The sequence below is a fragment of the Nocardia pseudovaccinii NBRC 100343 genome (genome assembly GCF_001613225.1).
In the GTDB taxonomy this organism is placed as follows: domain Bacteria; phylum Actinomycetota; class Actinomycetes; order Mycobacteriales; family Mycobacteriaceae; genus Nocardia; species Nocardia pseudovaccinii.
In genome coordinates, this window is the sequence record NZ_BDBY01000363.1 from 1 (window position 1) to 8,063 (window position 8,063).

Annotated in this window: 6 protein-coding genes and 1 pseudogene; 3 read left to right on the plus strand and 4 right to left on the minus strand. The window is 65.3% G+C overall.

What is annotated here, in order from left to right:
• From NP3_RS39565 to NP3_RS39580, 4 genes and pseudogenes are all read right to left on the minus strand, one after another.
• Positions 1-274: pseudogene (locus NP3_RS39565) on the minus strand (HSP90 family protein); the annotation flags it as partial.
• Between the two features lie 91 nt (positions 275-365).
• Complete coding sequence (locus tag NP3_RS39570) at positions 366-1,781, minus strand: vWA domain-containing protein (RefSeq protein ID WP_063046836.1); 1,416 nt, start codon at positions 1,779-1,781, stop codon at positions 366-368.
• Between the two features lie 3 nt (positions 1,782-1,784).
• On the minus strand, positions 1,785-2,666 hold the full coding sequence (locus NP3_RS39575; RefSeq protein WP_245721298.1) for an AAA family ATPase: 882 nt from the start codon (positions 2,664-2,666) through the stop codon (positions 1,785-1,787).
• Positions 2,667-2,750: 84 nt separating this feature from the next.
• Positions 2,751-4,016: a glutamate-5-semialdehyde dehydrogenase gene (locus NP3_RS39580; protein WP_063046840.1), complete on the minus strand. Its 1,266-nt coding sequence runs from the start codon at positions 4,014-4,016 to the stop codon at positions 2,751-2,753.
• Positions 4,017-4,625: 609 nt separating this feature from the next.
• Here NP3_RS39580 and NP3_RS39585 point away from each other — a divergent pair.
• The 3 genes from NP3_RS39585 to NP3_RS39595 all read left to right on the plus strand — a co-directional run bounded on the left by NP3_RS39585 (position 4,626) and on the right by NP3_RS39595 (position 7,715).
• Positions 4,626-6,032: an outer membrane protein assembly factor BamB family protein gene (locus tag NP3_RS39585; RefSeq protein ID WP_063046838.1), complete on the plus strand. Its 1,407-nt coding sequence runs from the start codon at positions 4,626-4,628 to the stop codon at positions 6,030-6,032.
• 126 nt (positions 6,033-6,158) lie between these two features.
• Complete coding sequence (locus NP3_RS39590; RefSeq protein WP_063046839.1) at positions 6,159-6,497, plus strand: hypothetical protein; 339 nt, start codon at positions 6,159-6,161, stop codon at positions 6,495-6,497.
• A gap of 282 nt (positions 6,498-6,779) precedes the next feature.
• Positions 6,780-7,715, plus strand: a complete 936-nt coding sequence (locus NP3_RS39595) for an SDR family NAD(P)-dependent oxidoreductase (protein ID WP_063046841.1) — start codon at positions 6,780-6,782, stop codon at positions 7,713-7,715.
• The last annotated feature ends 348 nt before the right edge of the window (positions 7,716-8,063 follow it).

The window sequence follows — 8,063 nt, forward strand, 5'->3', positions numbered from 1 at the left end:
GGTGCACATCCGCCTCGGTGAGACCGATGCCGTGATCGGTTATCCGCAGCCCCGATTCGTCGACAATCAGCCGAATCGCGGTGGGCGCCAAGGCATCGCGCTGCCTGCGCGCGGTGACGGCATCGACGGCGTTCTGCAGTAGCTCACGGATGTAGACCCGAGGACTCGAATACAAGTGGTGCGAGAGCAGATCGACGATTCCGCGCAGATCGACCTGGAACGAATAATCCCCACCACCGCTGCGGCCAGACCCGGCCGGCGCGTTGTTCACCATGGATCGAATCCTGGTGCGCAGCGCCAATAGTTCCCTTAACGAATGCTGATGGTGTTAACGGAGACCGATAATGAGTTCGGTCACAATCGCGTCACACCGGTAGCAGCCGGGACACCACCGCGGTCAATTGCTTGGCCGAGCGGCACTCGTGCATCTCGATCACTTCGCGATACCTGTCAGCGGCGGAATCGCCGGTGCCCCAGTTGCTTTCCTTCTCCGGATTGAGCCAATGCGCGTGCTTGGCGGTGCGCACCAGCCCGCGCAGCGTATTCAGATCCGGATCACGGTAATTCGTGCGGGCATCGCCGAGAATCAGCAGCGAGCTGCGCGAGGTCACCGCATCGGGCCACTGCTCGACGAAGGTCGACAGCGCATGGCCGTAGTCGGAGTGCCCGTCCAGGCCGACCACCTTGCCCTCGGTGAAAATGCGGGCCATGGACTGGTCCAGCTGAGTGTGTGGATCGAAGAACCGGGTCACCTCATCGGTCCGGTCCACGAAGGCGAATATCCGCACCCGGGAGAACTGCTCGCGCAGCGAATTGACCAGCAAGAGAGTGAAGTTGCTGAATCCGGCCACCGAGCCGGACACATCGCACAGCAGCACCAACTCGGGGCGACCCGGTCGCGGTTTGCGATTCACCAGGTCGATGGGCACGCCGCCGGTCGACATGGATTTACGCAGCGTCTTGCGCAGATCGATCTCACCGCGACGAGAATGCCTGCGCCGCACGGCAAGTCGGGACGCCAGGATTCGGGCCAGTCGCTGGGTGCTGCGCCGCAGCTCCGCCAGCTCGGTTTCGGAAGCACGCAGGAAATCGACATCCTCGACTTGACGAGCGACGGCATAGCTCGCGACGCGCTCCTTGCCGATATTCTCGGCCACCCGCCGGTGCGTTTCCGCCTCCACGATGGCGCGGAATCCGGCGATGCGCTGTCGGCCGATCCGGCGGGCGATCTCGGTGTCGAATTCGCTGGTATCCGGTCCGGCGGCCATACCCGCCAGAATCCTGGCCAACAGTGTTTCCGGCTGTACCTCGCGCAGCGTCCGGTACGCGGAGAAGGAGGGGCCGCGCGAAGATTCGTACTGACCGAGCTGCTCGACCAGCTGAGCGGCGATCATTTCCTGCTGCTGCGTCGAATCCTCCCGGGTCAGCAGGTCCGCGAGTAGTCCGCGCAGCGCGGGAATATCGATCTCACCGGACGGCGTGCGCGGAACCTCGAGATCATCCGCAGTGCTGCTGCGCGCGCCGAGAGCCGCCGGGAACCACAGGTCGAACAGGCCGTCGAAAGTACTGCGATGGGTGGTGCGGCGCAGTAGCGAGCAGGCCAGACCCTCACGCACGACCTCGCGGTCCATCAGATCCAGCACCGACACCACACGGCCCGCGTCCACTGTCTCCGACGGACCGACCGGGATGCCGCGCGCCCGCAGTGCCTCGACGAAACCGACGAGATGTCCCGAAATCCCGTGCGGCGCTTCGAGTGTGGGCTGCGATCCGGCCGCCACGGCTCAGGCCAGCTTCAGCTCGGCCAGCGCGCGCTGGTGGTCGGCTTGGTGCTTGAGCACGACGCCGAGGGTGGCGCGCACGGTGGTTTCGTCGAGGTCCTGTAGACCCAGCGCGAGCAGGGTGCGTCCCCAGTCGATCGATTCCGCGACGCTCGGCAGCTTCTTCAGCTGCATCCCGCGCAGCACGTGTACGATCCGAACCAACTGGGCGGCGACCGAGGCGGACAGCTCCGGAACACGGCTGGCCAGGATGCGGCGCTCGAGTTCCTCGTCCGGGAAGTCCAGGTGCAGATAGAGGCAGCGGCGCTTGAGCGCTTCGGACAGTTCGCGCGTCGCGTTGGAGGTCAGCACCACGAACGGCTTGCGGCTGGCGGTAATCGTGCCGAGTTCGGGAACGGTGACCGCGAAATCGCTGAGCACCTCGAGCAGCAGACCCTCGATCTCGACATCGGCCTTATCGGTTTCGTCGATGAGCAGCACGGTCGGATCGGCGCGACGGATCGCGGTCAACAGCGGGCGCGAGAGCAGGAATTCCTCGGTGAAGACGTCGGCCTTGGTCTCTTCCCAGTCGTTCTCGCTGGACGCCTGGATCCGCAGAATCTGCTTGGCGTGATTCCACTCGTACAGCGCGCGGGCCTCGTCGACGCCCTCGTAGCACTGCAGGCGCACCAGCTCCGCATCCGCGGTCTGCGCGACCGCCCTGGCCAGTTCGGTCTTGCCGACACCGGCCGGACCCTCGATCAGCAGCGGCTTACCGAGCCGATCGGCCAGGAATACCGAGGTCGCCGTCGCCTTATCGGCCAGGTACCCGGTCGTGGCCAGCCGTTCGATCACATCGTCGACCGAGGTGAAGATCGGCTCCTGCACTGCGCTTTCGGTACCCACGTAGCGTCCTTCCATTCATTCCCACCCCTAACGCTACGGGAGTCCCCGAAGCAAGCGCTCGGCGGTTCTTACACCGAACGAAATCTAGACCGGCCGGATCTGGCCGTCGCCCCAGACGATCCACTTGGTCGAGGTCAGTTCCGGCAGTGCCATCGGACCGCGGGCGTGCAGCTTCTGGGTGGAGATGCCGATCTCCGCGCCGAAGCCGAACTGCTCACCGTCGGTGAACGCGGTGGAGGCGTTCACCATCACAGCGGCGGCATCGACGCGGTTGGTGAATTCGCGGGCCGCGGCCAGCTCAGCGGTGACGATGGCCTCGGTGTGGCCGGTGCCCCAGGTGTTGATGTGCTCGACGGCCTCGTCGAGATCCTTGACGACCTTGAGCGCGATATCGAGGGTGAGGTACTCCTCGCCCCAGTCCTGATCATTGGCGGGCACCAGTCCGGGCAGGTCGCCGTGCACGGTGACGCCATGACGTTCCAGCGCCTCGATCAGCCGGGGCACCGCGGTGGTGGCGATGGCGTCATCGATGAGCACCGTCTCGGCGGCATTGCACACGCTGGGACGGCGGGTCTTGGCATTGATCAGGATCTGCTCGGCCATCTCCAGATCGGCGGCTTCGTGCACGTAGACGTGGCAGTTGCCGGTACCGGTCTCGATGGTGGGCACCTGGGCGTCGCGGACCACCGCATTGATCAGGCCCGCGCCACCGCGCGGGATGACCACGTCGACTAGGCCGCGAGCCTGGATCAGATGGGTCACGCTGGAGCGATCGTGGCTGGGCAGCAGCTGGACCGCATCGGCCGGAATGTCCAGTGCGACAAGAGCTTCCCGCAGCACCGTGACAAGTGCGGCATTGGAGTACGCGGCCGAGGAGGATCCGCGCAGCAGCGCCGCGTTGCCGGATTTGAGCGCGAGTCCGAATGCGTCGACGGTGACATTCGGGCGGGCCTCGTAGACCATGCCCACCACGCCGAGCGGCACCCGGACCTGACGGATCTCCAGCCCGTTCGGCAGCGTCGACCCGCGCACGACCACACCGACCGGATCCGGCAGCCCGGCCACCTGGCGCAGCCCGGACGCGATGCCGTCGATGCGCGCCTTCGTCAGCCGCAGCCGGTCCAGCAGGGACTCCTCGGTCCCCGCCGCCTGCGCGGTCGCGATGTCCTCGGCATTGGCGGCGAGCACGGTATCGGCCGCCGCGAGCAACGCATCGGCCGCCGCATGCAGCGCCTCGTTCTTCTGCGCTGTGGTCAGCTGCGCGAGCGCGCGCGAAGCAATCCGAGCCTTGCGCGCGGCATCGTGCACCGCTTCGCGGATATCCTGGCCGGTCGTCGTCCCTACCGTCATAGGTGACAGCCTACTGACCGGGCGAAGTGGCCTCAGCACCCATTCCCGCGAGTGCGCGGAGTCGACCAGCGCGTTCGACATCCAACCGCCCGGCACCACGAGTTCGCTCAGCAACTGTTCTTGCGGCTGCTGCCAGTCCCCCGTCCAGACAGGTTGCCGCGCCATCAGGTCCGGCTCCCTCGCCGAGCGCAGTCGAAACGCGGCACGACACGCCCCACGGCGCCGCCGCATAACTCCGCTCGAGGGATCTCGGTCACCTCAGAAACTAGTGCCCCGTCCAGATAAGTTGCCGCACCATCAGGTCCGGCTCCCTCGCCGAGCGCAGTCGAAACGCGGCACGACACGCCCCACGGCACCGCCATATTGCTGCGCTCGAGGGACCTCGATTACCTCAGAAGCTAGCTGGACGCCTAGTTCCCAGCTTGGTGCCATTCGGCCAGTAGGTCGTACCGAAGGCTCTGGAAGGCCGGTCGGCAGGTAGTTTCCGCCGAAACACGCTGCGCGGCAGAATAAACCGGCACAGTCGGCTCGGTCCGGTCCGAGTTCTCAGCCTTGACAAGCCGATACCTTGCGTATCGGACCCGTTAGATACATGAAGGAGACCCCTGGGTGAACAACGCGGCAAGGTGGCTCGCTGATCAGTGGCGGATCTGGATCACCGTGCTGGTCGTGGCCGTGGTGGCGGGTACCACTGCGGTCGTGTGGGTGAACCGATCGCCTGTGCAGCCGCCTGAGGTATCCGCGACTGGCGGCCGGTTCCGGATTTCGCACCGGCTCGACTCCACTCCGGTGCCGCAGTGGACATTGCGCGCAGCCGACCTGTCCGACGAGCCCGGTGCGGTTTTGCTGGCCGCGCCGCAGACGCTGGATCGTTATTACGGCTACGGCTCGCCGATGGACACCGGGACGATGATCGTTGCGGCAACCGCGGTGCCCGGCGGGCCTGGGCCGGGGGAAAACGCTGGACTGACCGTCGGACCGGTGCGGATGCACGGCATCGATCCGGCCACCGGCCAGGTGCGTTGGACGACCGATGTCGGCGAACTCCTCGGCTGCCGTGAGCAGGTATTCGACGGAAAGATCGCCTGCCACGGCACGAATCGGGTGTTGATCATCGAAGCCGCCACGGGCGCGGTACTCGCGGACCATACGACGGACTTCGAGGTCATGGACGTGGCGGTGCGCGACGGCGCAGTTTCGGTAACCGGCCGGACCGCGGACTGGATGACCGCCGTCGTCACACGAGGGACCGCTTCCGCTATCGACGCCACCTGGCGGCGGACATATCCGACGCCCATCCCCGGCGACCCGGTCAGGCCCCGGATCGCGCAGGACTACTTCATGGACGGGCATGACCGTAGCGTTCGCGTCTACGATCTTCGTACCGGCGAGTTGCTGTTCACCGCCCCCGGTGGCTATACGTTCGACAGCGGCATTGTCGCCTCGCAGGTGATCGACCGCAGCGGGAGCGCGGGCCGGGTCACGCTGCTCGACCGCAATGGCCACCCGATCACCGAGGTCAGCAACCCCAGCTTCGTCTTCGACTGGTACCCGACCGCGACCGCGACGCCGCCGCCGATCCTCACCGGCGAAAGTGCCTACGAGCGAACGACAGGCCGAATCCTCTGGACCAATGCGCAGATCGGCATCGACGATTCCGCCGGACGCCAGTGCGCGATCGAAGGAGTAGTGGGTGACACGGTGATCGTCGGATCGCCCGATGGGTTACAACTTGCCGGGCTCGATCTCACTGACGGACACCAAATCTGGCAGCAGCCTACGCCGTTCTCGAATGCCTCCCGCTACTCCCGCTTCGACGGCATAACCGACGCAAGCCACCTCATCCTGACCGACGGCATCACCGTGCACGCGATCGACGCTGGAGACGGCTCGAGCGCTTGGTCGATGCCGTTACCGCCCAGCGGTAGGCCCAATTTTCGCTCGGCGGTGAAGGCCATGGGTGGCCGCATGGTCACGGTGACCGCGCAGGAATTCACCGGATACGCTGCGGCATAAGATCTTCGACATGCAGCCGCAGCCGCGAACTGCGGAATGTCGTGTCGGACTCGCGCTTCTCGCGACTCAGCCCCGAGACGGACACCGGCTGGCGGCGCTGCCGTGCCAGCTGGTCTGGACCACGACATGGGAAGACAAGGCCATACCGAGATCGCGCCACGGCTCGGGCTACCACGACTGCCTGTCGTCAGCTGGCCAGACCCCTCCGCCGAGCAGGAACACGAGGAACGATGGTTCGGGCTGCGCTGGAAGACCCGCACCCTGGTGGAGTGGGCCGACGGACGCCCGTTCGCCTGGGTCGACGACGAGATCACCGACGCCGACCGCAACTGGGTCGCCACGCATCATTCCGGCCGAGCGCTCCTCCGGCACGTCGAGTCGTTCCGAGGGCTCCGCGACGAGGATTTCGCAGCCCTCGACCACTGGCTGCGAGAACCTGATTCACCTGAAATCCACAGGAATTGACTACTATTCCATCACCCACGAGCTACCCCATTTCGTCGTCCGATATCTCGGCTTCGTCGCGGCGGCACGAATCGCCTTGTCGTGCAATAGATGAGCGGCGGGCCGCCGCATCTCGCACCAGTCGCGTTGACCGACTCCCCCGTAGCGGGAGCCCGGTCTTCACCGATCCTCGTATCGCCCGACTAAGGCCGGTAGGGCTGGCGTTTTGTCTCTTTGCCCGTTCACCAAATATTCGTTCAGAACTAATGTGTGGCTGACGCGACCATGAACAGGCGGATACGGATGATCGACTTCACCGACCAGGTTGTCATCGTGACCGGAGCCGGTCGCGGACTCGGCCGACTCTATGCCTTGGAGCTAGCCGAACGCGGTGCGTCCGTTGTCGTCAACGATCTCGGCGGCAGCATGCACGGCGCGGGCGCGGACGCGAGCGTGGCCGACCGGGTCGTCGCGGAGATCGAGGAGGTCGGCGGGCGGGCCGTTGCTTCGCACGAATCGGTGGACAGCCTCGAGGGTGGGGCGGCGATCGTCGAGAAGGCGGTCGAGACCTTCGGTCGCCTCGATGCCGTGGTGAGCAACGCGGGCATCTTCAACAGCATCGCGTTCGAGGATATGACGGTCGCCGACTGGCGCCGCATGCTCGATGTCCACCTCGACGGTGGCTTCTATCTGAGTCACGCGGCCTATCGCGTGATGAAGGAACAGAAATACGGTCGGTTCGTGTTCATCTCGTCCTCTGGTGGGATGTTCGGACAACCGATGGAGTCGCACTACGCGGCCGCCAAGGCCGGTCTCGTCGGGCTGTCCAATGTCATCTCGATCGAGGGAGCACAGCACGGCATCAAGTCCAATACCCTCCTCCCGTTCGGGTTCTCGCGCATGGTCACCGAAACCGTCGGAGATCCGAAAGCGCTGGAGGCCTTGGGATTTCTGAAGGTCATCAAACCGGAGCTGGTCGTACCCATGGTCGTGTTCCTCGCGAGCCGGGACTGCGATCTGACCCACCACAATTACTCCGCCTGCGCAGGCCGGTTCGCGCGCGTGTTCGTCGGCCTGGGCGAAGGCTGGCTGGCGGATCCGGACAGCGACCCCACCGCCGACGATATCGCCGCCCACCTGCCGCAGATCTCGGCAACCGAACCGTTCACCGTGCCCAGCTCGATCTTCGAGGAAGTATTCGCCATCTGCGAGCGCCTGGGCGTCAATGCTCTTCAGTAGCAACAGATTCCGCCACCATTCGAGATCGCCCCGGGCGTTCCGCAACTGGACGGTCGCCATGATGCGCAGGACGCCGAACCGATCCAGCACAAAACCACCCACCGCCCCTTCTTCCGAACCGAGCTTGCTCACATCCCCGTCGATAACCGCCAACAGATTTGCAATCAAGTGAGCTGGTGCCGCGTCCAGCTGGCTTCTGAGGTACTCGAGATCCGTCGATGTCCTATGGCGGTGCCGCAGGACGTGTCGTGCCGCGTTTCGACTGCGCTCGGCGAACCAGCCGTACTGAAAACACAGCCCGAACTGCGAGAAGGCTTGGGCCCCTGTTGGGGTGGGCTCCGGTGGGGC

What these genes read in the sequence shown, in the direction of transcription:
- NP3_RS39580 (WP_063046840.1), bottom strand. Translation starts at nt 4,016, where the DNA reads ATGACGGTAGGGACGACGACCGGCCAGGATATCCGCGAAGCGGTGCAC.
- NP3_RS39590 (WP_063046839.1), top strand. Translation starts at nt 6,159, where the DNA reads ATGGGAAGACAAGGCCATACCGAGATCGCGCCACGGCTCGGGCTACCA.
- NP3_RS39595 (WP_063046841.1), top strand. Translation starts at nt 6,780, where the DNA reads ATGATCGACTTCACCGACCAGGTTGTCATCGTGACCGGAGCCGGTCGC.